At 46.9% G+C, this 26,208-nt stretch carries 19 protein-coding genes; 4 read left to right on the top strand and 15 right to left on the bottom strand.

Annotated elements, in window-relative coordinates; all coding sequences use genetic code 11:
* Positions 1-38: 38 nt before the first annotated feature.
* From carB to MJO46_RS16805, 9 genes are all read right to left on the bottom strand, one after another.
* Complete coding sequence (gene carB / locus MJO46_RS16845; protein WP_253990330.1) at positions 39-3,263, bottom strand: carbamoyl-phosphate synthase large subunit; 3,225 nt, start codon at positions 3,261-3,263, stop codon at positions 39-41.
* Between the two features lie 27 nt (positions 3,264-3,290).
* A complete protein-coding gene (gene carA / locus MJO46_RS16840) occupies positions 3,291-4,451 on the bottom strand; it encodes a glutamine-hydrolyzing carbamoyl-phosphate synthase small subunit (protein WP_253990329.1) in 1,161 nt (386 codons plus the stop codon).
* A 168-nt stretch (positions 4,452-4,619) separates the two neighbouring features.
* Positions 4,620-5,432: a 4-hydroxy-tetrahydrodipicolinate reductase gene (dapB, locus tag MJO46_RS16835; protein ID WP_253990328.1), complete on the bottom strand. Its 813-nt coding sequence runs from the start codon at positions 5,430-5,432 to the stop codon at positions 4,620-4,622.
* A 72-nt stretch (positions 5,433-5,504) separates the two neighbouring features.
* A complete protein-coding gene (locus MJO46_RS16830; RefSeq protein ID WP_253990327.1) occupies positions 5,505-6,122 on the bottom strand; it encodes an FKBP-type peptidyl-prolyl cis-trans isomerase in 618 nt (205 codons plus the stop codon).
* 218 nt (positions 6,123-6,340) lie between these two features.
* Positions 6,341-7,150 (bottom strand): M48 family metallopeptidase, encoded by an 810-nt coding sequence (locus MJO46_RS16825; RefSeq protein ID WP_253990326.1) that lies wholly within the window; start codon positions 7,148-7,150, stop codon positions 6,341-6,343.
* A 158-nt stretch (positions 7,151-7,308) separates the two neighbouring features.
* Positions 7,309-7,893 (bottom strand): GNAT family N-acetyltransferase, encoded by a 585-nt coding sequence (locus tag MJO46_RS16820; protein ID WP_253990325.1) that lies wholly within the window; start codon positions 7,891-7,893, stop codon positions 7,309-7,311.
* A gap of 138 nt (positions 7,894-8,031) precedes the next feature.
* Positions 8,032-9,369 carry a DEAD/DEAH box helicase gene (locus tag MJO46_RS16815; protein ID WP_253990324.1) on the bottom strand — a complete coding sequence of 446 codons (1,338 nt, stop codon included), beginning with the start codon at positions 9,367-9,369 and terminating at the stop codon, positions 8,032-8,034.
* Between the two features lie 216 nt (positions 9,370-9,585).
* Entirely contained in the window at positions 9,586-11,316 is a 1,731-nt protein-coding gene (locus MJO46_RS16810) for a GSCFA domain-containing protein (RefSeq protein ID WP_253990323.1), read from the bottom strand.
* A gap of 125 nt (positions 11,317-11,441) precedes the next feature.
* Entirely contained in the window at positions 11,442-11,969 is a 528-nt protein-coding gene (locus MJO46_RS16805; protein ID WP_253990322.1) for a hypothetical protein, read from the bottom strand.
* A gap of 607 nt (positions 11,970-12,576) precedes the next feature.
* Between MJO46_RS16805 and MJO46_RS16800 the strand changes: the two genes are divergently transcribed.
* Complete coding sequence (locus tag MJO46_RS16800; protein WP_253990321.1) at positions 12,577-13,284, top strand: FRG domain-containing protein; 708 nt, start codon at positions 12,577-12,579, stop codon at positions 13,282-13,284.
* Between the two features lie 546 nt (positions 13,285-13,830).
* Here the strand turns inward: MJO46_RS16800 and dnaJ are convergent.
* Both dnaJ and dnaK read right to left on the bottom strand, forming a co-directional pair.
* Positions 13,831-14,964 (bottom strand): molecular chaperone DnaJ, encoded by a 1,134-nt coding sequence (gene dnaJ / locus MJO46_RS16795; RefSeq protein WP_198780826.1) that lies wholly within the window; start codon positions 14,962-14,964, stop codon positions 13,831-13,833.
* Positions 14,965-15,073: 109 nt separating this feature from the next.
* A complete protein-coding gene (gene dnaK, locus MJO46_RS16790; RefSeq protein WP_253990320.1) occupies positions 15,074-16,996 on the bottom strand; it encodes a molecular chaperone DnaK in 1,923 nt (640 codons plus the stop codon).
* 292 nt (positions 16,997-17,288) lie between these two features.
* On the opposite strand from dnaK, the gene MJO46_RS16785 reads away from it, so the two are divergent.
* The 3 genes from MJO46_RS16785 to MJO46_RS16775 all read left to right on the top strand — a co-directional run bounded on the left by MJO46_RS16785 (position 17,289) and on the right by MJO46_RS16775 (position 19,207).
* Positions 17,289-18,209 carry a DMT family transporter gene (locus tag MJO46_RS16785; RefSeq protein ID WP_253990319.1) on the top strand — a complete coding sequence of 307 codons (921 nt, stop codon included), beginning with the start codon at positions 17,289-17,291 and terminating at the stop codon, positions 18,207-18,209.
* Positions 18,210-18,307: 98 nt separating this feature from the next.
* Positions 18,308-18,784, top strand: coding sequence for a Cys-tRNA(Pro) deacylase (ybaK, locus tag MJO46_RS16780; protein WP_253990318.1), 477 nt, complete (start codon positions 18,308-18,310; stop codon positions 18,782-18,784).
* A gap of 120 nt (positions 18,785-18,904) precedes the next feature.
* Entirely contained in the window at positions 18,905-19,207 is a 303-nt protein-coding gene (locus MJO46_RS16775) for a hypothetical protein (RefSeq protein ID WP_253990317.1), read from the top strand.
* Positions 19,208-19,351: 144 nt separating this feature from the next.
* Here MJO46_RS16775 and MJO46_RS16770 read toward each other — a convergent pair whose 3' ends face one another.
* From MJO46_RS16770 to MJO46_RS16755, 4 genes are all read right to left on the bottom strand, one after another.
* Entirely contained in the window at positions 19,352-20,629 is a 1,278-nt protein-coding gene (locus tag MJO46_RS16770; protein ID WP_253990316.1) for a glutamate-5-semialdehyde dehydrogenase, read from the bottom strand.
* 12 nt (positions 20,630-20,641) lie between these two features.
* Positions 20,642-21,760, bottom strand: coding sequence for a glutamate 5-kinase (proB, locus tag MJO46_RS16765; RefSeq protein ID WP_253990315.1), 1,119 nt, complete (start codon positions 21,758-21,760; stop codon positions 20,642-20,644).
* Positions 21,761-21,959: 199 nt separating this feature from the next.
* Entirely contained in the window at positions 21,960-23,249 is a 1,290-nt protein-coding gene (locus MJO46_RS16760) for an NCS2 family permease (RefSeq protein ID WP_253990314.1), read from the bottom strand.
* A gap of 410 nt (positions 23,250-23,659) precedes the next feature.
* On the bottom strand, positions 23,660-25,822 hold the full coding sequence (locus tag MJO46_RS16755; RefSeq protein ID WP_253990313.1) for a TonB-dependent siderophore receptor: 2,163 nt from the start codon (positions 25,820-25,822) through the stop codon (positions 23,660-23,662).
* Positions 25,823-26,208: the final 386 nt, after the last annotated feature.

Raw genomic sequence — 26,208 nt, 5'->3', positions numbered from 1 at the left:
GGTTATACGGCCTTATTGACGAGCATTAATAGTCAGACTTATTTAGCCAGTACGCGCTGATGTAGCTCTTGTACCGAAGTCACATTAGTACGGTCATCGGCAGCATGGGCCATACAAGTGGCAAATGCGGCGTTCATGGTCGTGGTGTAGTTCACTTTGTAACGCAGTGCACCACGGCGCAATTGACGAGAATCTTCAATCGCTTGACGACCTTCGGTGGTGTTGACGATATAAGTGTATTCACCATTCTTGATGCGATCGAGAATGTGTGGACGACCTTCGTGCACCTTATTCACTAAGCGAGGGTTGATACCCGCTTCACCGAGGATAACCGCAGTACCGTGGGTAGCATCGATTTGGTAACCCAGCTCAATTAACTTAGCCGCTAAATCGGCAACGCGTTTCTTATCGCTGTTACGCACAGACAATAACGCACGACCCGATTTAGGCACCTCAGAAGTCGCCCCTAACTGCGCCTTAGCATAGGCTTCGGCGAAGGTATCGCCCACGCCCATGACTTCACCGGTAGAGCGCATTTCAGGGCCTAACAGTGGGTCAACACCGGGGAACTTGTTAAAGGGCAATACCACTTCCTTCACTGAGTAGAAAGGTGGGATCACTTCCTGAGTAAAGTTTTGCGACTTCAAGCTTTGACCTGCCATCACACGGGCGGCAATCTTAGCTAAAGGCACACCGGTCGCTTTGGAGACAAATGGCACGGTACGGGCGGCGCGTGGGTTAACTTCAATCATGTAGATTTCGTTATCTTTCACGGCAAACTGCACGTTCATCAGACCAATAACACCCAGTTCCATCGCCAATTTGCCGACTTGAACGCGCATGCGATCTTGGATTTCTTGACTTAAGGTGTACGGTGGCAGTGAGCAACCAGAGTCACCCGAGTGCACACCCGCCTGCTCGATATGCTCCATAATGGCGCCGATAACCACAGTTTCACCGTCACAGACTGCGTCGATATCCACTTCGATGGCATCATCTAAGAAGCGATCGAGCAGCACTGGCGAAGCGTTTGACACGCTCACGGCTTCGTTGAAGTAACGCAGTAAGTCCTGTTGGTCGTACACGATTTCCATCGCGCGGCCGCCCAATACGTAGGATGGACGCACCACTAACGGATAACCGATACGCTCGGCGGCAATCACAGCACCTTCTACGGTGGTAACGGTATCGTTTTCGGGCTGCTTCATCTCTAAGCGTTGAATCGCCTGCTGGAAACGTTCACGGTCTTCCGCGCGGTCAATCGCATCAGGGCTAGTACCGATAATTGGCACGCCTGCGGCTTCAAGGGCACGGGCCAGTTTCAGCGGAGTTTGGCCACCGTACTGTACGATAACGCCCTTTGGCTTCTCGATACGGACGATTTCTAACACGTCTTCCAGTGTGACTGGTTCAAAGTACAGACGGTCTGAAGTGTCGTAATCGGTGGAAACGGTTTCAGGGTTACAGTTGACCATGATGGTTTCATAACCGTCTTCACGTAGCGCTAGCGCCGCGTGCACACAGCAATAGTCGAACTCGATACCTTGGCCAATACGGTTTGGACCACCACCTAACACCATGATTTTGTCACGGTTTGAAGGATTAGCTTCGCACTCTTCCTCATAGGTTGAGTACATATAAGCCGTGTCTGTGGCAAATTCGGCCGCACAGGTATCCACGCGCTTGTAGACAGGGTGCAGATTGAAGCGGTCGCGCAGCTTACGTACTTCGGCTTCGCTCACGCCTAATACATCGGCCAGACGCGCATCGGCAAAGCCTTTACGCTTGAGTTTGCGCAGTAAATCTTCGTTTAAGCCCGCAAGGCCCGCTTCGGCCACTTGGCCTTCTAGCTGGACAAGCTCTTCGATTTGAACTAAGAACCATGGGTCGATATTGGTCAGACGGAAGATCTCATCTAGGCCAAGACCTGCGCGCATCGCATCGGCAATGTACCAAATACGATCACAGCCGGGCTCTTTCAGCTCGAGGCGAATGCGTGACATAGCCTCGGGCTTAGTCATATCTGTGATAGGGTCTAAACCATGGCGGCTTACTTCTAAACCGCGCAGGGCTTTTTGCAGTGACTCTTGGAAGGTACGGCCAATGGCCATCACTTCACCGACAGATTTCATCTGCGTGGTTAGACGATCGTTAGAACCCGCAAACTTTTCAAAGTTAAAGCGTGGCACTTTAGTCACCACGTAGTCGATTGCAGGCTCGAATGACGCTGGCGTACGGCCACCGGTAATGTCGTTCATCAGCTCATCGAGGGTGAAACCGACCGCTAACTTAGCGGCGATTTTCGCAATAGGGAAACCCGTTGCCTTCGATGCTAATGCCGATGAGCGCGATACCCTTGGGTTCATCTCGATGATGACCATACGGCCATCTAGCGGATTAATACCAAACTGTACGTTCGAACCGCCCGTTTCAACCCCAATCTCACGCAGTACGGCCATAGAGGCGTTGCGCATCAATTGGTATTCTTTGTCGGTCAGGGTTTGTGCTGGCGCAACGGTAATTGAGTCGCCGGTGTGTACGCCCATAGGATCGAAGTTTTCGATAGAACAGACGATGATGCAGTTGTCGTTGCGGTCACGGACCACTTCCATCTCGTACTCTTTCCAACCGATTAAGCTTTCATCGATTAGCAGTTCTTTGGTTGGCGATAAATCGAGACCCTGGGAACAGATTTCTTCAAACTCTTCCTTGTTATAGGCGATACCGCCACCCGAGCCACCCATAGTAAAGGATGGACGGATAATACAAGGGAAACCCACTTGGTCGAGTACGCCGTAAGCTTCTTCCATGCTGTGGGCGATGCCCGCACGTGGACACTCTAAGCCAATGCTCTTCATGGCTTTGTCGAAACGGCTACGGTCTTCTGCTTTATCAATCGCGTCAGCGGTCGCACCGATCATTTCAACGTTAAATTCAGCCAGCACACCTTTAGCTTCAAGCTCTAGGGCGCAGTTCAGTGCGGTTTGGCCGCCCATAGTTGGCAGAATCGCGTCAGGGCGTTCTTTGGCGATAATGTTACGCACCACTTCCCAGTGGATTGGCTCGATATAGGTCGCATCGGCCATTTCAGGGTCAGTCATAATAGTGGCAGGGTTAGAGTTCACTAGAATGACGCGGTAACCTTCTTCACGCAGCGCTTTACACGCCTGTGCGCCTGAATAATCAAACTCACATGCCTGACCAATAACAATCGGACCGGCGCCTAGGATAAGAATACTCTTTATATCTGTACGTTTTGGCATTGCTCTTCTCTTCTCCTAGCTAGCGTACTACTTGGCGTTCTGACGGTATATGTCGATAAGCTCGATAAAGTGATCGAACAGCGGGGCTGCATCGGTCGGGCCTGGGCTCGCTTCGGGGTGACCCTGGAAGCTAAACGCAGGTTTATCCGTACGATGGATACCTTGCAGTGAACCATCAAACAGCGACTTATGGGTCACTTTAATGTTGGCGGGTAAAGTCGTTTCATCGGCAGCAAAACCGTGGTTTTGACTGGTGATCATCACATTACCTTGCTCGATATTGCTCACTGGGTGGTTGGCACCGTGGTGGCCAAACTTCATCTTTAAGGTTTTCGCGCCCGATGCCAGAGCCAATAACTGATGGCCTAAACAGATACCGAAAATCGGTATCTCGGTTTTGAGGATTTGTTGAATCGCTTCAATGGCATAATCACATGGCTCTGGATCGCCAGGGCCGTTAGAGAGGAACACACCGTCAGGGTTCATCGCTAACACTTCAGCTGCCGAGGTTTTAGCTGGCACCACTGTGACGTCGCAACCGCGGTCCACTAGCATACGCAGAATGTTTTGCTTAATACCGTAGTCGTAGGCAACCACTTTGTATTTAAGTTCTTCTACTGGCGTGTCTGCTGGTAAACCACCGACTAAACGCCAACTGCCTTTACGCCATTGATAGGTTTTATCTGTGGTGACTTCTTTCGCTAAATCCATGCCTTTCAAACCGGGGAAGGCTTTAGCAGCGGCAAGGGCTTTGGCTTCATCTAAGTCAGCACCCGCCATAATACAACCAGCTTGGGCACCTTTTTCACGGAGAATACGCGTTAACTTGCGGGTATCGATATCTGCTATGCCAACGACATTGTTCGCTTTGAGATAATCGCTTAAGGTTTGTTGATTACGGAAACTACTTGCTACGAGTGGAAGATCGCGAATGATTAAACCACAAGCATGAACCCCATTGGATTCGACGTCTTCATTATTGGTACCAGTATTACCAATGTGAGGGTAGGTTAAAGTTACAATCTGGCGTGAGTAGGATGGATCAGTTAAAATTTCTTGGTATCCTGTCATGGAAGTGTTAAAAACAACTTCACCAACAGAGAGTCCATCGGCACCAATTGCTGTGCCAGTGAATACGGTTCCATCTTCGAGTACGAGTAAGGCAGACTTTGTCAACGCGACCTCCATAAAGAGCCAAGCCACTGAAATATAATGTTTTTATGTTATGTTAAGATACCAATTTCCGCTGATTTACGAAATTTTGACAAATTCCAGCGAGTTTACAGGAAAAACGCGAAACCGTCTACCCATTGGTAACTGGGTGCAAAAAAAAACGCCATATCGGCGTTTTTAATATTAATTCAAACCTAATACCTGCTGCATATCATACAAGCCCGGTTTTTGCTCCACGAGCCAGCGGGCGGCACGCATAGCGCCGTTAGCAAAGGTCATACGACTCGAGGCTTTATGGGTGATCTCTAAGCGCTCACCGATATCGGCAAACATGGCGGTATGTTCGCCCACTAAATCACCGGCACGAATGGTCGCAAAACCGATAGTTTCACGGTCACGTTCACCGGTAATTCCTTCGCGGCCGTATACGGCACATTTCTCAAGATCGCGGCCTAAGGTTTTAGCGATCACTTCCCCCATTTTCAGGGCGGTGCCCGACGGCGCATCTTTTTTGTGTCTGTGATGACCTTCGATAATTTCGATATCGGTGTAATCACCCATGACTTCAGCGGCCAACTCGAGCAATTTCCACATCAGGTTAACGCCAACAGACATATTCGGCGCCATCACCACAGGGGTTTGTTCGGTAAAGGCATTAATCTGTTCTTTTTGAGCATGATTGAAACCGGTTGTGCCGATCACCATGGCTTTCTTATGGCGAACACACCAGTCTAAATGGACAATACTGGCTTCTGGCGCGGTGAAATCAATTAAGACATCAAAGTCATCGGTCGCGTAATCGAGCGAATCCATAATAATGACATTCAACTTACCTATGCCAACAAGCTCACCCGCATCCACGCCCACTAGGCTCGAACCCGCACGCTCAATGGCGGCGCCCAGCAAAATATGGTCGTGATTGTAAGCCGCTTCAATAAGAGTGCGTCCCATGCGACCACCCGCACCGACGATGGCAACTCTCACTTGTCCACCCATTTCAATCTCCTCAACACAGTTCATCTAGCCCATAAGAAAACGCCTAAGACAGGCTTAGGCGTTTCAATCACATTAGACTATGTCTAACAACTCAACTTCAAATACTAAAGTTGAGTATGGAGGAATAGAAGCCCCCGCGCCACGCTCACCGTAGGCTAAATGATGTGGTACGTATAATTTTAACTTAGTGCCTACTGGCATCAGTTGCAGTGCTTCAGTCCAACCCGCAATAACCCCAGATACTGGGAATTCTGCTGGTTGACCGCGGGCAACTGAGCTATCAAATACGTCACCATTGATAAAAGAACCATGGTAGTGAGTACGCACTGTATCTTCGTAGGTAGGTTTAGCACCATTACCTTGAACTAATACTTCATACTGCAGGCCAGATTCAGTCACAGTCACGCCATCACGCTTAGCATTTTCAGCGAGGAAGGTTTCGCCTTCAGCGGATGCGGCTGCAGCGGCTTGTTCTTGAGCGGCTTGAATACGACGGCTAATTTCAGTGAATGCAACTTGCAGATCCTGCATAGATACAGCACTTTCAGCACCAGCAAACGCATCGGCTAAACCCGCTTGAACGGCTGGAATGTCCACGCCATCAAAGGAATTGGCGGCCAGTTGCTCGCCCATTTGACGGCCTACACCGTAACTTGCTTGCTGCTCAACAGTACTGAATTTATCAGACATAATTAACGACTCTCAATGTTCAATGGAATTTTGCGCGCCAGTTTACCATAGTTCCAAAGCCTATGCCGCTAAACTGACTGCTTATTTAATTTTTTGCGAATTTTCACGCGGCTAATGCGTATTTATCTATCACTCATGCCTAATTGACTTACTCGCGTTAGGGATTTTAAGCATGATATCTCGAACTGACAGGCACATTTTAAGCACAATCGTTCACTTTATTTAGGTGCAACACATTGGTTTTTAACCTGCGTCTTAGCACTTTGATACATAGGTTGCATCTGCCCTTGTAATTGCTCCAACTGCTCGATGCGATTACTGTTCGATGGATGGGTCGAGAGCAATTCTGGCCCTTGGCTACCGCCAGCCTTAGCCATATTGCGCCAGAGAGCAACACTTTGAGCTGGGTCAAATCCCGCACGCGCCATTAGCTCTAATCCCATAATATCGGCTTCGCTTTCCTGGGCTCGGCCAAAGGGTAAAAGTACCCCAACCTGAGCGCCTAGTCCCAATGCCGACATATATAAATCACGGTTTGACACGCCGCTAGCGCCTAGCGCCACATCGGCGATTTTCATCCCTACTCCAGTTAATTGCCCACGGGAAACCTGCTCATTACCATGTTGGGCCAACACATGGGCAACCTCATGGCCCAAAACCGTGGCTAATTGGTCTGGCGTATTAGCCACCTTGAGCAATCCGGTATAAACCCCTATATGGCCGCCCGGCAAAGCAAAGGCGTTAACTTGCTCTGAGTCAAATAACACCACATCCCAGCGCTGGGTTTGGTCCGGCAACACTGCCGTCACCCGATTGGCGACACAATTCACGTATTGGGTCAGCTTTTTATCGCTACTCACCTTTTGCTGCTTTTTCATTTCCTCAAAAGAAGCATCACCCATCTGCTGCATCTGCGCCGACGAATAGAGCAAAGTTTGCCCCCGACCTGTGGGCGATTTTGTGGTCGCGCAGGCCGATAACCCTACCACGGCAGCCAAACCCACTAAGCCTAAACGCATTGATTTCATGTGACACTCCTTAAATCCCATGGCGGGCGTGAAGATCCTTAGGCCAGTACAGGCCCAACTAATGGAAGGATTTTACTGAGATAGACAAGATAAGCCAAATGGAGAAACACATAGGGCAGCGCATTAACCATTTTGCTGCGCCGACGTCACCGTAAGGATTAATATTCCTCTTTTAATAAGGCGTAGAGATACTCATCGCCCCACGCGCCCTTAAAGAAGATGTTTTTCACATAATGGGCTTCGCGTCTAAAGTGGAGTTTTTCGAGTAAGCGGCAAGAGGCTAGATTTTGTGCGTCTGTGATGGCAATGACTCTATGCTTATGTAGTTCAATAAAGAGGTAATCGAGTAATGCGCTAACTGCCTCAAAAGCGACATTTTTACCTTGATGCTCAGGCGCAATCGTAAAGCCAATCTCCACCTGCTGCTCATCGATAAAATGCAGCGCCAGATCGCCAACTAAAGTGGTCGATGTCGCTCCCGACGCTACCGTGACTATTGCAAGTTGAAACCAAGTATCCGCCGCACCAAATTGCGCATAATCCATCTTCTCGAACAACGCGAGTGCGTCACTATAAGAGTAATCAGCCCAGCTTTGATATTTCGCGACCTTAGGATCGGCTCGATAGGCGGTAAAGGCTTCGAGATCCGCTCGCTGGAAGGGACGCAGCATAAAGTGCTCGGTCATTAAACCGTTATTCACCATTTTATGAAGTGCTTTACTTAACGCTAATGTCGAACCCATAGCTTAGAACCCTTAATATAAATAAGTCACTAAGTTACACCCTGAGCGAAAAGGTTAATAGCAGCCAATGAGCTTTATTCTGTTATCGGTTCAGCGATAGTTGCGCGCCGAGCTAGGATGCTATGAATAACTCCAAACTCAGCGCTTACCTTTAAATGCTTTGGCACTGTGTTTATTAATGCTGCGACGATTCGCCTGTTTATCCCGCGGTGGTCGCTTACGCTCAACCTTGCCATCCGCAGCGCTATCACTGACTTTTTCACTCGGTTTATCCGTTACCGGAAAATCGACCAATAATGCCAGCGGTAACTCCCGCGCAGTTAAGCTTCTGATCGCCGTTAGAGTAGCCATTTCACCGTGGCACACGAGGGAAATCGCCAACCCTTTTTCACCTGCTCGGGCGGTGCGGCCAATGCGGTGCACATACACAGGTGCGCTCATGGGTAAATCTAAGTTGATGACCACAGGTAAGGCATCGATATGAATGCCGCGCGCCATCAAATCCGTCGCCACTAATACTTGAATGCGATTGGCTTTAAAGTCGGCCAAGGTTTGGCTACGCACGGTTTGATCTTTTTCACCGTGCAGCGCGGCAGCTTTTATCCCCGCCTTGGCGAGTCGTTTAGCTATGGCATCGGCATCATCACGGGCGCTAATAAACACCAACACCTGCGGCCATTGATATTGTTTTAACAGCGCAATCAATGCCTGCGCTTTGCTGCCCTTATTGACTAAATAAAGCCGCTCTTGGATTTCAGCAACCACTGAATTGACCTTGTGGGCTTCGACCCGTAGCGGATCATTGACCAATAGTTTGCCCGCCAATGCAGCCAAAGCCTCGGGCAGCGTGGCAGAAAACAACGAGCTTTGCTTGAGCTTAGGCATAAACGCCAGCAGCTTTTGCACATCGGGCCAAAACCCCATTTCCAACAGACGGTCAGCTTCATCCAGCACCAGATGTTTTATCGAATCGAGGCTAATGTGGGATTGCTTACATAAATCCAGTAAACGCCCGGGGGTCGCCACTAACAGCTGCGGCTTGACAGTGAGTTCGACTAATTGGTCTTCCAAGGCGACGCCGCCACACAGAAGCTGAATATGTAAAGGCGCCGATACGGATAATTGACTCGCAATCGCTCGCAGCGCTTCGGTCACTTGCAGCGCTAATTCCCGTGTAGGCACCAGCACTAACGCCAGCGCATTTGGGGGCGGTATAGACCTCGTGCGCTGTAACTGTGTTTGCTGTTGCAACAAAAGTTGTTGTAGGAGTGGCAAACCAAAGGCTAAGGTTTTACCGCTACCGGTTTGTGCTAAGGCCAACAAATCCCGCCCCGCAAGAATGGCCGGGATCGCCAATTGCTGCACCCGAGTAGGATGTTTAAGCCTTGTAGGCAAGGCCTTAAGTAACGCGGTATTTAACCCAAGCTCGGCAAAGGTTAACGACTCAGGGGAAGAGGAAGGCTCGGGAAAGGTCATTACAGCACCAGATTAAGAAGCGGGTGCGAAAGTTTACGCAGAGTGGGCAATGAATACCAATCTTGTTTCGGCTTTACTTAACAAACAGCCACTTTTACACCAGTGCTTAATCCAGTTAACTTAGGCACAGACTGATAGAAGCCCCCTAAACCCGATGCCAAGGCCAAGATATGCATCTCAGGTATAGCTGATGCAACTGAAGCCATCTCAAATCAATTAGGAGATCTGTTCTAACAGTTTTGTCGCAAGCCAATCATAATACTTTTCACCTCCGTGAGACCAATCGTGACTACCATCGCTGTAAATTAGTGTTGAGGTGTAATTTACTGGGTCAGCAATTTCCTCTTCAAAACAACGTGCAGCATGAAAAAACTCGATACCGAGTTGTTCCCAAACATATTTCAGTGCATCCATATAGGCCATGACAAAGGGAGAAATAAGCTGTGATTCTTCAAAATACCGTGAGAAAGGAGTATCCGATACCACGATAACTCTATGCCCAAGATTACGTAGTTTGAAGATAATGGTCATTTGATCTTGCAGCTTCACATGAAAGAAATCTATGTAATCCTCTAAACTCAGCTGATGAAGCTTTTCAGGGCGAACTTCTTGTACCCACTGAATAAACATAGCGACTGTCTGATGTGTTTGCAGGCCAATATTAGTGATAATGCAGGACTCAGAACTCGTGCCATTATGATTAATTTGTTGCAAGTTATTCACAATCTGTAGCCACAATTGCCTCGAACCAGCACTCTCCAGAGGGACCATAATGTCTGCATCCTCTGATAAACAAAACTTATGCTGAGCAAACCCTGATCCATTCATGACCATACCACCACAAAATGGAATTTGTTTACGTTCTAAGGCATTAGCTAACTTTGCAAGGTGACTGTCACCAATAAGGGTAAGATGTTGAGGGCTAGAGGATTGCATTTGTGGTGACTGAGCTAATTTTTGCAGAGTGTTTAACATTTCCTCGTCGCAGTCAGCGTCAAACTGCTCTGCAGGCTTAGCATGATTGTCATCGAGCAACTCAGCCCAATGACGCATCACATAACTAACCCCTTCGGCTGACACAGTACGCCTGTTGCTAAGGAATCGAAAATCATGGGTATTAGTGGCGGTGATAATCTCATAAGAGGGAAAATAGGATGACCCCGGCGTCGCGTCACAGAAATCACCTGCAACAGCCCTTAGTACCGATTTTGAATAGCTATTCGCGACCAAAACGTGTTTATCCATCGCTGTCGCGGTCAGCGGCACGGGTGATACAGTTAGCACTAACTTAAGCTGGGGATTAATAGACTGCAAATGTAGATATAGTGACGTTAGATCTGCATATATTTCATCATACTTAAGCCCTTTAATCCTATAGGTATTAGCGTCGTACTTTCCATTTCTTATTCCCGGACAAACTGGATAACAGATACCTGAAGGATCTGTCCAAGCTTCAGTTAATCCTAAAGTAAAGATAAAACAATCACTGTTTGCTATTTGAGATTTAGCCTCGTTAATCACCCGAGTTCGATAATCCATTAATTCTCCACGGCTCTCATAACCTTCCGATGATGCAGTGGGCAAGAGAAGGTCAAAGAATCGTTGTGCTTCGCAATCATAATAAATACTAAATTGGGCTAATTCTGTCGGTGTTAATGTTAGCCACTGCAAGAAAGAACGCGCGGTATAGAGATTACCAAAGGCAAAACTGGAGACTTGCTCAGTGTTTAGTTCACTCTGTAAGTATTTGTAGTTATTATCAATTAACCATTTACCTATATGCTGAGCAAAACATGATCCCGCAGATGATATTTTGGAGTCGTGATTGATGGATAACTTAGGGGCAAGATCGCAAAAAAGATCTGTTCCTATGTCTACGCTTGCAACACCTGTGCGCCAAAAAATATCGGCTCTAGTGTTATTGTAGGGTAAAGATTGCTCCATCATGCCGTTCTCCATATGGTCTTACATTTACTCTGGGAAGTATTAACTAAAAAAACTGATGTTTAACACTTTTGGTAATAACTAATATTTGACACTAATATGCATAGCTTCTTGATTATTTTCGAACGCTAAACCGAAGGCTTTAATTGCAGATCGCAGTCTTTAAGGCAATTAAGAATATCTATCTCGCGACCAATCGGCCAACCTGTGTAAAAAACCCTTTCTAAGGGTACCCATACTGCCACCCAACCACCAATGATCAAACTTTCAGCCAGAGTACGGAAAAAGCCAGTTTCATAATTAGCAACAAGTTGCCCCAAGGCTAATGCACTCGCAAGAATAGTAACACCTTTAAGCAAATGACGACGCCGACTAAAACGCAGCTCCCCAAGGCGCGCAGTCTCAATCTCAATCTGGTTATCAATGGCCCGCAGCCAAGCACTTTGCACCTCTGCCAACATTTCTGGCTGATAAACATCGGCAGGGAGAACTAATGTAAGCTGTAATTGTTTGGGGATCCTGCGAGTCCGAAACTCTCTTAGCACTTGTTCAAATACCGGCAGTAATGGGCCATCACTCTGCAAGGGATCATTTGATGGCACACTGAATAGAAAATTAAGGGCTGGCAGAGGGAACTCTAAAGCGATTGAATTCATATACTTTTCCATTATGTCGATTAAGGATTAAACCCAAACCAACTCAGCGTTAGCCTTGTTCGCACACGCTTATCTAAAGGCTTTGCAGATTTGGGCATAGGCAAACAACGAATAAGTGCTATAAACATAGCCAAGCACTAGTAGCAACATCGCTGTAAGCTATTAATATTTAGACCTTAACCCCCAAAAACACAACTTAGAACCCCATAATGTCGCCACGGCCCCCCCCAAACAACTAAGAGCTATCTCCATATTTCGACAATTTCGCAGGGGAATGTGAATTCCAGAGGTTGCAGTGTTGGCTGTTAATCTCAAAAGAAATCTGCCTGTTTTCTCGTGAGTGTCAGCCTGAATCTGGGGCAAAAATACTGTTAACCAATGTCAATCATCAGTCATACGTGAGCGTAAAATAATGAGAAAGCTAAAACGTTATAAAGTGATTACCCATCAAACTGTATAAAAAACCGCTACCGCAAAAAAGCAAATTCCTATAGCATCATTTATACCAATTGACATAGATGTGGCAGCGGCCAAGTCAAACAAGCGATTTATGCCCTGCAAACAGCGCAGCGCATAAATACTAAGACGTTATGTTTAGGGCATTTAAATGAACATCGAGAATATATCAGACTATATAAATGCCCTGAATGATAAATCTAAGCATACGATTTATAGGGGGCAGGCTAATAAGGAGTGGGAATTAATCCCTGCTATTGGAAGGCTATATTATGAGCTTGAGAATCACGATACCCTTTATGGTGATTGGGAAAGTTTAGAAAAATCTTTATTATCTCGATTCAAAAGTCAATCTGCACCCTATATGAATTTCACGCCAGCAACAAAGTTAGAGTGGCTTATTCATGCACAGCATCATGGCCTACCTACACCATTACTAGACTGGACTACAAATCCGTTGGTTGCCTTATATTTTTCATTATCAGATAAAGAAAAAGATGACTGTGATGGAGCAGTCTATTCAAGGGTTCCCAAGACTTGGCATATAGATTCAGATGATATCGATAGAATTCCACATTTGATTTCATTTTATCCAAAACATTTAAATACACGTATAGCCGCTCAAAGTGGATGTTTTATGGCCTTTCCTTACCCAAATAAGATGACCCCAATGGCTAGTTTAAGTGATCCTAAGAGTTATGTTTCAATAGAGGTGTATTCAGGTGATACGATCATAATTCCTAAAGATAAAAAGCCTAAACTTAGGAAACAATTAAGTCAGTTCGGAATCAATCATCAAACTATGTTTCCAGGACTTGATGGAATAGCAAAACAAATACTAAGCGAATTTAGTGAGTAAAACATAACAAATAAGGATAGGCCGCGCGTAGCCAGCCGTGACCTTATCCCAAGTGTTGAACAAGCCCGATGCTGGTTGTTGACACTTTATTATGAAAATAGCACCTAAAAATCGGATAGGTATAATTTTTATGCCTTAATGATTTACCAATAATACATCGCCCAAGGAAATAAGGACGCTTAATGCCTAATCATGGAGCATCCAAGGGCGAAGGCCAACGGCCGTTTTGAGCACGAGATAGGGATATCGAGCTGGCAGTTTAACATGGACGTTTTTGATAGGACGAGCAGTCCTCCTTGGTCGGGTGTGGGGTGAAGCCCCACGACTTTGATCTTCTTTAAAAAAGAGAAACCTAAAGCTAGGTTTAAGTTACAAACAATCTCGGCTATAAAGCCAAATAGCAAAGCAGAACAATCAAACTAACATCAAACCTTTTAAGTTGTTTTTGCATAAAACAACCATAAAAAAGCCCCGCAAGTGCTAAACACTGCGAGGCTTTTTTCTTCTAGTGCGCTGCTAACATAACCGCTGCGCCATCAAACCAAGTTAGCTATTCAAATCTTGAAAGAACTTCTTCACGCCATCGAAAAAGCCCTCAGCCTTTGGGCTGTGCTTCTTTGACTCACCAGTTAATGTCGCTTCAAACTCGCGTAACAGTTCTTTTTGACGATCGTTTAAGTTAACTGGGGTTTCCATCACTACTTTGCAGAGCAAGTCGCCTACTGCATGGCTGCGAACCGACTTGACGCCTTTGCCACGCAGACGGAACATACGGCCCGTTTGCGTTTCGGCAGGGATCTTCAGGCTGACTTTACCGTCCAGTGTTGGCACTTCAATCTCACCACCGAGGGCCGCTTTACTGAAGGAAATAGGCACTTCGCAGTAAAGGTTGTTGCCATCACGGACGAAAATCGCATGCTCACGCACACTGACCTGAACGTATAAATCCCCTGGAGGCGCGCCAAACTCACCCGCTTCGCCTTCACCCGCTAAACGAATACGGTCGCCCGTATCAACGCCGGCTGGGATCTTAACCGATAGGGTTTTGCTCTTTTCAACACGGCCATCGCCATGGCACTTAGTACAAGGATCTTTAATGATCTTGCCGCGCCCATGACAGGTTGGGCAAGGCTGTTGCACCGCAAAGAAACCTTGACGCATTTGCACTTGGCCTTGGCCATGACAGGTACCACAGGTAGTTGCCGAGGTGCCTTTTTTAGCGCCGCTACCGTCACACAGATCGCAGGTCGCCAGTGTTGGGATGCGCAGTTCTTTGGTTAAGCCTTTTACAGCTTCTTCCAGTGATAATTCTAGGTTGTAACGTAAATCTGAGCCGCGGGCCGCTTGGCGTTGACCACCGCGACGTCCACCGCCGAAAATATCGCCAAAGACATCACCGAAAATATCGCCGAAATCGCCCTGTCCACCACCGTAACCACCGCCGCCACGATTAGGATCTACACCCGCATGACCAAATTGGTCGTAGGCCGCTTTTTTGTCGGCATCGGTGAGAATTTCATAGGCTTCTTTCACTTCTTTGAAGCTGGCCTCTGCGGCTTTGTCGCCTGGGTTGCGATCGGGGTGAAACTTCATGGCCAGACGTTTGTAGGCCTTTTTAATTTCACGTTCGCTGGTGTCTCGACTGACACCTAATACTTCGTAATAATCTCGCTTTGACATAATATCATGCTTCTGGCTTAAGTTGAACGAACGGGCGTTAGGGTTTCCCCATAACGCCCGCCTAGAAATTAACGCTTTGAAATCAATCTATTTGATTGAAAAAAAATCATTACTTCTTGTCGTCTTTCACTTCTTCAAATTCAGCATCGACAACATCATCATCGGCAGTAGCGTTAGACTGTTTAGCAGCACCTTCTTGTGCGCCGCCTTGAGTTTGAGCTTTAGCCTGAGCAATTTCCATCAGCTTAGCAGACGCTTCGATTAAGCTTTGAGTCGCTTTTTCGATGGCGTCTTTGTCATTGCCTTTGCTGGCAGTGTCAACGGCGGCCATAGCTGCTTCGATCTTAGCCTTATCGTCTGCTGGCAGTGCATCGCCCGCTTCTTCAACTTGTTTCTTAGTTGCGTGAACTAAGCCGTCAGCTTGGTTGCGAGTTTGCACTAGCTCTTCAAACTTCTTGTCTTCTTCCGCGTGGGCTTCTGCGTCACGTACCATTTGCGCCACTTCTTCTTCGCTTAAGCCAGAAGAAGCTTTGATGGTGATGTTTTGTTTCTTGCCGGTTTTCTTGTCTGTTGCAGACACGTGCAGAATACCGTCGGCGTCGATGTCGAACATCACTTCAATTTGTGGCATGCCACGTGGTGCTGGCTCAATACCGTCTAAGTTGAACTGACCTAATGACTTGTTCGCGCTCGCTTGCTTACGCTCACCTTGCAACACGTGAATGGTCACGGCGCTTTGGTTGTCATCGGCTGTTGAGAACACTTGCTGTGCCTTAGTCGGAATAGTAGTGTTTTTCTCAATCAACTTAGTCATTACGCTGCCCATGGTTTCGATACCCAGAGACAGTGGTGTTACGTCCAACAGCAGAACGTCTTTCACATCGCCTGACAATACGCCAGCTTGAATCGCAGCACCTACGGCAACCGCTTCGTCTGGGTTAACGTCTTTACGAGGTTCTTTGCCGAAGAAGTTTGTTACTGCTTCTTGAACCTTAGGCATACGAGTTTGACCACCGACCAGAATCACTTCGTTGATATCTGATACTGATAAGTCTGCGTCAGCCAGAGCGACTTTGAGTGGCTCTAATGTACGGATGATCAAGTCTTCAACCAGAGATTCCAATTTAGCACGGGTGATTTTTACCACTAAGTGCTTAGGACCTGTCGCGTCTGCCGTGATGTATGGCAGGTTAACTTCAGTCTGGTTAGTGCTTGAAAGCTCGATTTTTGCCTTTTCAGCTGCTTCCTTCAGACGTTGCATAGCTAATGGATCTTTACGCAGATCTAAGCCTTGATCTTTCTTGAATTCATCAGCTAAGTAGTTGATTAAACGGTTGTCAAAGTCTTCACCACCTAAGTGGGTATCACCGTTAGTTGCCAATACTTCGAAGGTTTGGTCGCCGTCGTTGCTGTCGATTTCGATGATAGAGATATCGAATGTACCACCACCTAAGTCGTATACCGCAACTATGTTGTCGCCTTGCTTCTTGTCGATACCGTAGGCTAATGCTGCAGCCGTTGGCTCGTTGATAATACGTTTAACTTCAAGACCAGCGATGCGACCCGCATCTTTAGTGGCTTGACGTTGTGAATCGTTAAAGTAAGCAGGTACGGTAATAACCGCTTCTGTCACTTCTTCACCTAAGAAGTCTTCCGCTGTTTTCTTCATCTTTTTCAAGATTTCAGCAGAAACCTGTGGTGGTGCCATTTTATTGCCACGGGATTCAACCCATGCGTCGCCGTTGTCGGCTGCAATGATTTTGAATGGCATGATGTTCACGTCACGTTGAACTTCGTCATCTTTAAAGCGACGACCGATCAAACGCTTGATCGCGAAGAAAGTGTTGTTTGGGTTAGTCACAGCTTGGCGTTTTGCTGGTTGACCCACGATGGTCTCATCATCGGTATAAGCGATGATTGACGGGGTTGTGCGATCGCCTTCAGCGTTCTCTAGTACGCGTGCTTTGCCACCATCGAGGACAGCTACACAAGAGTTTGTTGTGCCTAAGTCGATACCAATAATTTTACCCATGAGGTCCTCCGAAAAATTTCATTCAATCTAAATTTGTTTAGTTGGTTTTGATATGGGGCCGGACGCATTGTTTATCAAGTCCATTTTTGGCCGCCTTCTCTGCCTTAACACCTATATTGGGACAGGGAATTTAATTACAAGGGTGAACAAAAAAATTTTCTTACTTTATCTTTTACACGCCGCTGATTGTATAAAATATCCCAACACACAAAATACACTTGCTTATCCACCAAAGCTGTTATTCAATCTGCCCATATTCGGGCAGTGGTTTCAGTGGGTAAGGTAATTAACAGTGCAATCTTCAAATTTAGCGTACCTGTATGGCATGGCGGCGGTATTCCTGTGGTCGACAGTCGCCACCGCCTTTAAAATTGCCCTCGGATATTACAGTCCTTTGCAATTAGTGTTTGTTGCCGTGCTCACTTCGATTGTCGCCCTTGGCGGTATCCTCGCCTGGCAAAAGAAGCTCTCTTTACTTAAACAACAATTTTTACGGCGCCCAACCTTTTATCTCATCACTGGGTTAATCAATCCCTTCCTCTATTATGTGGTGCTGTTTAAGGCGTATTCCTTACTGCCCGCGCAGCAGGCCCTGTCACTCAATTACACTTGGGCGGTGTTACTGCCACTGCTCGCCGCGCCTTTGTTAAAGCAACATTTGCGTAAGAGTGATATTGCAGCGGCGCTGATTGCCTACACTGGGGTATTTATCATTGCCACCGGCGGCGATATCAGCGGCTTTCGCTTCGATAGTCCACTCGGGATTGGCCTAGCCCTGGCAAGCACCTTACTCTGGTGCTTATATTGGATTGTGAACACTAAAGATCAAGGCGATCCCGTGGTGAGTTTATTATTGAGTTTTCTTATCGGCTTACCTTTTATTGCCGTCACCTTAGTGTTAACAGATACCCTGCCCAGTTTTAGCCTTAAGGCGATTTTTGCAGGCATGTATGTAGGCTTGTTTGAGATGGGCATTACCTTTGTGCTCTGGCTAATGGCGCTGAAAACCGCCACTCGCACCGCCAATATCAGCACCTTAGTCTTTCTATCCCCTGTTATGTCGATTGGCTTTATCGCGTGGATTTTGCAGGAAACCATTGCGATAACGACCTATATTGGCCTGGCGTTTATTCTCTCGGGGATGATGTTGCAACAGCTTTTACCGAGATATTGGGAACGAAAGTCAAAAATAAACCCAAAACTTGCTGACTAGGGTTAACTTTTATCCCAAGGGGCACAAAAAATGAAGCGGCTAACATTTTTACGCCGAATTAGCGGCTAATATCCCCCATTTTTGCGAAGGAATATTGCATGACGCCTGCCGTTCGACTGGCGAAAAAAGCCAAGATTGCATTTGAAATTTTAGAATATAACCACGATCCCCATTGCGCCGCCTACGGTGAAGAGGCCGCAAATACCTTAGGGCTCGAACCTGCACAGGTATTTAAGACATTATTAGTTGCCACGGATAAGGCCCACGCGCCACTCGCGGTTGCGTTAGTCCCCGTCGATCATCAGCTTAATCTTAAAGCGGTGGCCAAAGCCTTAGGTCAGAAAAAGCTGCAAATGGCCGATCCTGATCTTGCCCAAAAATCCTCCGGCTACCTAGTGGGCGGTATCAGCCCCTTAGCGCAAAAAAAACAGCTCCCCACCTTAATAGATCAAAGCGCGCTTGCATTTGAAAAAATCTATGTCAGTGCTGGACGCCGCGGGTTGGAGATCTGCCTGAGCGCCAATGATCTAACCCAGCTATGTAAAGGCTCATTTGCCGATATCAAAACGCTTTAATAAGATTCAGCAAATCACCCAACAATAGCCCTTTAAATCTATATTGGGAAAGTGTTTGTAAAAGCGGATATTTCCATCTATAAATGGTATTGCACAGCAAAAAAGGCTAAGGACAGTCAGATGGAAAAATCAACACAATGGAGTCAAGAGGATGGTATAGGACCTTTAGGTTGGGTCGCCATGTTGCTTTGTATTGCCCTCTTTATCTATGAACATTTTTGGGGAAATGGGTTTACCACTATGGTAGTTATGCTCTACTGCAGTTTTTTGCTCCCCTCGGTATTACTCACCCGCAGAGTGCAAGAGAAGTACTTTATTTATACCTTGGAATACATCAAGGCCTTTCGTAAATTCACTATTGTTATGTCGGCGCTATTCTTCTGTCTTTGGTTGCTTGCCACCTATACACCGCTTATTCATTGATAAAAACCTAAACTGGCGAACTACACAATTTATTGTTTAGTTATTCAGTTAGATAGCGCGAATAAAAAAGCCGTCGATACTGAGCATTGACGGCTTTTCCTTATTGATTTTTGACTTTGGTTTTTAACTTTGGTTTTTTAACCGCTAAACACGGCTAGTGTAATCGCCCCATGCTAACCATTTATACGTGGTTAGCGCCTCAAGCCCCATTGGACCGCGGGCGTGCAGTTTTTGCGTACTCACCGCCACTTCGGCGCCAAGGCCAAACTGACCTCCATCGGTAAAGCGGGTACTGGCATTCACATACACAGCTGCTGAGTTCACTTGGTTCATAAAGTGCGCTGCGGCGTGAATATCATCGGTCAAAATCGCTTCCGAGTGACCACTCGAATATTGACGAATATGACTCACTGCGGCGTCGATATCGCCCACCACTTTGATACCTAAGGTTAACGACAACCATTCGATGCCAAAATCCTCGGCCTTAGCCAGAGTCACATCAAAGCCTAAACCATCGAGCAAAGCAAAACTTTGCTCACAAACTGAAAAACGCACGCCTAAACGATGCAAATATTCGGCTACTTGCGGCACAAAGGTGCTCGCCACTCGCTCATCCACCAGCAAGGTATCGAGGGCATTACAGACAGTTGGGCGCTGCACTTTGGCATTAGCGATCACTTCGAGAGCCCGCTCAAGATCGGCATTTTTATCCACATATAAATGGCAAATGCCAATGCCACCTAAGATCACCGGGATCGTCGCCTGCTCGGCACATAGGCGCTGCAAGGCTTGACCACCTCGGGGCACTATCATATCGACATATTGATCGAGCTTAAGTAAACCTGTCACTAGGGCTCTATCCGGTGAATCAATAAATTGCACCGCATCTATGGGCAAACCTTGGGCGACAATGGCACCGCGGATCACTTCGCTAATAAATTTATTCGATTCAAGGGTTTCTTTACCGCCACGGAGGATCACTGCATTACCGGTTTTAAGGGCAAGCACTGCGATATCAACAGTGACATTCGGCCGAGCTTCATAAATCACTCCGATCACCCCAAGTGGTACGCGGCGGCGAGTCAGCCTTAAACCGTTATCTAATAACTTGCTACCAAACTCTTCACCGACGGGATCGGCAAGGCGGATCACATCGCTGATATCGCCAATAATGCCAGTAAGGCGTGTATCATCGAGCAATAATCTGTCGATCATCGCATCAGTTAATCCATCGGCCTTAGCAGCGGCCACATCCTTAGCATTGGCAGCTAAAATGGCGGCGGTATTTTCCGTCAGCGCATCGGCGATGGCCCCGAGTAAATCGGCCTTTTGGCGCGCCGTTAAATTGGCTAGGGCATAACTTGCCTGCTTGGCATTTTGGCCAAGTTGCTGTAAATACTGCGCTTGATTCATTTCACTCAAAACAGACCTCGCTTATAAGACCACCATGTCATTGCGGTGCACTATGGCGTCACCATAATCGTAACCGAGCACAGATTCGATTTCATCGGAATGCTTGCCCGCAATCAAATTCAAGGCTTGACCACAATATCTCGTCATCCCCTTAGCAATTACTTTACCTTGTTGATCAACTAATTGCAGTGTCGCGCCACGCTCAAATTCGCCCTTAACCCCAATAATGCCTTTAGACAATAGACTACGGCCCTTATCGGTAACGGCTTTTACCGCGCCCGCATCCAGCACTATGGAGCCTTGAGTCGCTGGGCCCGCTAATATCCACTGTTTACGACTTTCGAGCGGGTTTTCAATCGCACTAAAATGTGTGCCGACGGATTCTTTACCGACAACTTTTTTGATCACATCGGGATGATGGCCCGAGGCAATCACCACTTCAATGCCCGCACGGCGAGCAATATCCGCCGCCTCCAGTTTAGTCGACATACCGCCCGTGCCTAAACCCGATACAGAGCCGCCCGCCAACATACGCAGACTGTCGTCAATTTTAACGACTTGGGAGATCAGCTTGGCATTCGGATTAGTACGTGGATCGGCATCGAATAGCCCCTTTTGATCCGTCAATAAAATCAATAAGTCAGCATCGCACAGCAGCGCCGCGCGGGCCGATAAATTGTCGTTATCACCCACTTTAATCTCGTTAGTGGCGACGGCATCATTCTCGTTGATAATGGGGATAATGTTATTTGCCAGCAAGGCATTGAGCGTATCGCGGGCATTAAGATAACGTTCCCTGTCCTGCAGGTCTGCACGGGTTAGCAAGAGTTGCCCCACATGCAGCCCATAAATACTAAAGAGTTGTGCCCAAGCGAGGATCAGTTGACTTTGCCCGACAGCGGCTAACAATTGCTTATTGGCCATAGTGTCGGGCAGTGTCGGGTATTGGAGATGTTCACGCCCAGCGGCAATCGCCCCTGAGGTGCATAATACGACTTCGACCCCTGACTTCATCAGTGCGGCCATTTGACGAGCAAGCTCAACCATATGGGCTTTATCCAGCTGTTTACTGCCAGAGGTCAGCACACTCGTCCCCAATTTCACTACTACGCGGCGATACGCAATCTCACTTAAGTTCATTATTCATTTGTAACAAAATAACCGAACAATCCTTATACCTAATCCACTCACTAATTGGTAGCGAGGAGCCCTTAAGTCGTCATAAATTTTCTATTTTGCTTGGGATAGCGCATTAAAAAGGGCCATCGATTAGATGACCCTCAACATTTTGCCCAACAACAGGCTATTTCCCTAAAAGTTATTCGCTAAGGGCTATCCATTAGCCATAAATGAATTTAGCCACAAATAATGCCGCCAAGACTATGATACCTAGGTTCAGATCGCTAAAACGTCCCGTCATTAACTTGATTGCCGCATAGGAGATAATGCCAAAGGCGATGCCAGTCGCAATGGAAAAGGTTAGCGGCATTAAAATACACACCACAACTACTGGGGCGGCTTCGGTTAAATCCTCCCATTCCACATGAACTAGACCAGACATCATCAAAATCGCCACATAAAACAAGGTGCCCGCAGTCGCGTAGGCGGGGATCATGCCCGCCAATGGCGACAGGAATAATGCAGCAATAAAGAGTAATCCTACGACAACTGCTGTTAAACCTGTGCGGCCGCCCGCGCTCACGCCCGATGTACTCTCGATATAGCTAGTGGTAGTCGAAGTACCAAAAGCCGCGCCCGCAATGGTCGCTAAACTATCGGCGGTTAAGGCACGATTTAACCGTGGTAAACGGCCTTTATCATCGAGAAAACCACCACGCTGCGCCACCGCAACTAAGGTGCCAGAGGTATCGAAGAGATCCACAAATAGGAAGGCAAACACCACTGAGAGCATTGTGACTTCAAATACTTGGGATAAATCCATCTTCATAAATGTTGGGGCGATTGAAGGTGGCATAGATACCACGCCGTTGTACTGCACATCGCCAAACACTAAGCCAAGACCTGTGATAATTAAGATACTTAAAATCACCGCCGACTTCATACCACGTTGCACCATGGCAATAATCAGGAAGAACCCTAACACCGCCATCACTGCGGGAAAGGCGGTGATATCCCCCATAGTCACTAAGGTTGCAGGACTTGCGACCACTATGCCCGCGCTTTTAAGGCCGATAAGTGCGAGGAACAATCCAATGCCCGCGGCGATACCTAGGCGCAACGACATAGGAATACTATTCACAATCCATTCCCGTATACGCACTAAGGATAAGATTAAAAAGCAAATTCCCGAGAGAAATACCGCGCCTAGAGCCGTCTCCCAGCTATAACCCATTTCCCCCACAACTGTGTAGGTAAAAAAAGCGTTAAGCCCCATGCCGGGGGCGAGGGCGATGGGATAATTCGCCATGAGTCCCATCACTAAACAACCTACGGCGGCGGCTAAACAGGTCGCCACAAACACGGCGCCATGGTCCATACCTGCATCGGCTAACATCATTGGATTGACAAAAATGATGTAGGCCATCGTCATAAATGTGGTCAAACCTGCTATCGCTTCCTGCTTGAGGCTCGTTTGATTTTGTTTCAGTTTGAACAGCTTTTCTAACATGGAACTGGGTTCCTTTTTATTTTAAGTAGGTAGGGGATAAAAATGTAAATACTATGTAGCTAGTGTTATTCGTTGGCGATTATAGGGAGTTTGTGCTGGTCAGGCCAGAACATTGATAGAAAAATGCTTGATAGAAATCGCTAATCAGAACAAAAAATTACCCCGAGTTAACCCTATAAAAACTGCGACAACTAGGCTTAGCAAGCCAATAGGCACGAGCACAATATTCAAGCGTCTATTAAAAGTAAAAGCGCACTGTTTTTTAAGCAGGATAATCTTGATGGATGGCAACGGCTTACATGTCGCCATGGATTAGACCCCTCATATTCACTGATATAGTAAGCACTACACATAAAAAAGCCGGCGCTACGAGGAACACCGGCTACTTTTAGTTCAAACGATTTAAGCACTTAAAAACGGTAGTTAAAGCTCAGGGTAAAGTTACGCGGCGCACCGTAGTGATACACGCTATAAGCAGGGCCAGACGCTGACATATAGGCATAGTATTTCTCATCGAGCAGATTCTCGAGGTTGAACTGCAGATCCATATTATCGGCCAAATCATAGCGCGCCATCAGGTTCACTAAGGAGTAAGCCTCCTGTTCAATCCGTACTGTCCCCCCCTCAGAATAGCTTTCACTTTGCCAATTAACGCCTCCACCCACGGTCAGCTCAGGTAAAAGCTCAACAAATTGATAAGTGGTAAATAGCTTAAACTGTTTCTGAGGGCTGGTTGTCGCGACCCTTTCCCCCTCTTTATCCTCAGCATTAAACTGCGAATAACCTGCAGAGATGTTCCAACCATCGGCGGGCTCACCCACGACTTCCAACTCAAAGCCTTTACTCTTAGTGCCTTGGGCTGCCTCATAATAATTCACGGGTTGACCATCAATAATCACAGTACCCGCAAGAATGGCTAAATTATCCTGATCGATTTGAAATATTGCCACTGTGGTGTGCAAGCGATCATCGAGATAAGAACTCTTAAGGCCCAGCTCATAGGCTTTACCTTCTAATGGATCAAGGTAATCACCATTAATATCTACGTAGTTTTGCGGGTTAAAGATTTCGGTGTAACTGGCATAAACCCGGTGCGCTTCATTGATGTCGTACAAGGCGCCCACATAGGGCACAAACACACCATCATCACCAAAGTTAGTATCGGTGCCATAACTCACACCTTCACGATTCCAACTGGAAATACGTCCACCGGCAATCACTTTAAAATCATCGGTAATGGTCAATCGAGTGGCAGCGTAAACGCCTTTCTGCTCCGTATCCATATCCAACTGACGATTAGCATCTGTTGACCACTCAGGCTCTGCAAATTGATTTTGCTGCCACTCATAGAAATTATCGACTGGCTGTGAATCCCACCCTGACATATTGTCGCGGATAGGTTCAAAGGTATCGGCATAGGATTTTTGTTTGCTATAGAGGGCACCCGTCACAAACTCATGCTGTTGACCAAATAACTCATAATCGCCCTTTAACTGCAAATCGAAGTTGTCGGAATTACTCTCACCATGACTGTGATAACGCTGGCCACTTAATCCGGCTCCGGTATTTTCATCGAGTAAACCAGACATATAAATCATCTTGGAGGTGGTTTCATACTCCATGCGATTATAGTTCGCCACTAATTGCCAACCGTTGCTGAAGTAGTGATTAAGGTTAGCAAAGTAGTTGATATTGGTTGTTTCCCAGCGGCTCCAGTCGGCAGCAGTAGTCGTAGAAACATCCCAATCTGTGGGTGAACCATCACTGAATACCGCGGGTAATGCTCCCCACATCGCACCTTTAGGGTCATTATGATTGTAACTTCCCCCTAATCGCAGCAGCGTATTCTCGGTGATATCTGTATCGACAACACCGTAGAAAATGGTCTTACGATCTTCATAGAGATCTTGATAAGAGTCGCTATTCAAATACTTAGCCACCATGCGGCCACGCACACTACCGCTGTCGTTCAATCCATTGGAGACATCGGCGGTGATTTCCTTTTTATCCCAGCTGCCCGTCGCCACATCGACGTAGCCCTTAAGATCGGAGCTATCTGCATGTTTACGAACAAGGTTAATGGAGGCAGAAGGATCGCCCGCACCTGTGAGTAATCCTGTCGCGCCACGAACCACTTCAACGCGCTCGTAAATAGACACATCGGAGACAGTTTCCCCCGCATCCCCACCTAAACTCCACGATAATGGCACGCCATCGATTTGATAGTTTTGAACATCAAATCCACGGGCAGAAAAACCATTCCGCACGTTATCTGTCTTAGATGAAGACAAACCCACTGTGTTATTAACTACATCGACAACGGTATTTAATGCCTGATCCTGTATCCGCTCGGCGGTCATAATACTGACTGACTGCGGTGTTTCCTGCAGCGACAGCCCTAGACCTGTCGCAGTATCAATCGTTCTGCTGATGGTGTATTTACCCATCACAGTAATTTTTTCGATATTTTGATCTTTTGCATCGGCAGCAGAAGACTGTTCTTCAGCCCAAACTGCCAAGGGGTTTAATGCCAGAGTCACAGCAGCCGCAAGAGGAAGTAGATTAAAGCGCATAGTTAGTTAGGTTGTTGCTTCAGGGTGCGCATACGGTAACACTATTGAGAACGGTTTGCATTTGCATTTTATGTGACAAAGGTAACAAATTTTATCATTCTTTAGTCGTAGCAAATTCTTACCAAACATTAACGACCATTTACCTTAAAAAACATGATTTTATTAGAACGCTATTTTCTAGCGATGACATTATCATTTTAAGATAACAGCCTCAATCCGCTATAGAATTGTCCTATCATAGGTATCCGTTGCTAAGCGCTTGTCCCGTCCTAAGATAGGTTGACAGTTTTTAGGCCAGCTCCAGTAGCTGGCCTTTTCTATTGTGCACCTGATTAGGGGTTGCCATATTCAAACTCAGATGCGGTCTCATATCGTTGTATATTGCT

The sequence above is a fragment of the Shewanella sp. KJ2020 genome (assembly GCF_024197625.1).
Taxonomy (GTDB): domain Bacteria; phylum Pseudomonadota; class Gammaproteobacteria; order Enterobacterales; family Shewanellaceae; genus Shewanella.
This window is presented reverse-complemented; position numbering and strand designations above follow the sequence as displayed.